At 48.4% G+C, this 353-nt stretch carries 1 protein-coding gene; it reads right to left on the bottom strand.

The window, feature by feature from the left end; genetic code table 11:
* Nucleotides 1–224 (bottom strand): hypothetical protein (locus J4D97_RS23315; RefSeq protein WP_208309668.1); only part of this gene is annotated, 224 nt, incomplete at its 3' end.
* Between the last annotated feature and the right edge of the window lie 129 nt (nt 225–353).

Below are 353 nucleotides of genomic sequence, written 5' to 3'. Positions count from 1 at the left end.
ACTGTATACTGATTGGGACTTTTGCTGAACAAGTCGACCACTTCCAGTCGTAGTTCCGGGATGTACTTGCCTTGTTCCCCATATAGCGCAAACTCGTGGCGCTTCATGAAGAGAAACAGCGGTACCCAAAAGTCCACAAAGCCTTGCTTCAGTTTCAGCGGCTTGCGTAACAGTGCCTGCATCAACTCCGAAATTTTCAGTGGTGTTTCCTGTGAACGTTTCAAAAATGCTTCACTTTCCTGCCACAGCGCTTGGAAAGAAGGGTCCGTAGGGGTGGTAAGCGTATATTCGCCGTTGAGGACTTGGTGAATACCCGTCTCCTGCAGTAACGAGAGATAAATTGTTTTCTCCGG

Source organism: Hymenobacter defluvii, assembly GCF_017589435.1.
Lineage (GTDB): Bacteria > Bacteroidota > Bacteroidia > Cytophagales > Hymenobacteraceae > Hymenobacter > Hymenobacter profundi.
The sequence above is the reverse complement of the archived record's forward strand: the minus strand, read 5'-3'. Positions and strand labels throughout refer to the sequence as shown.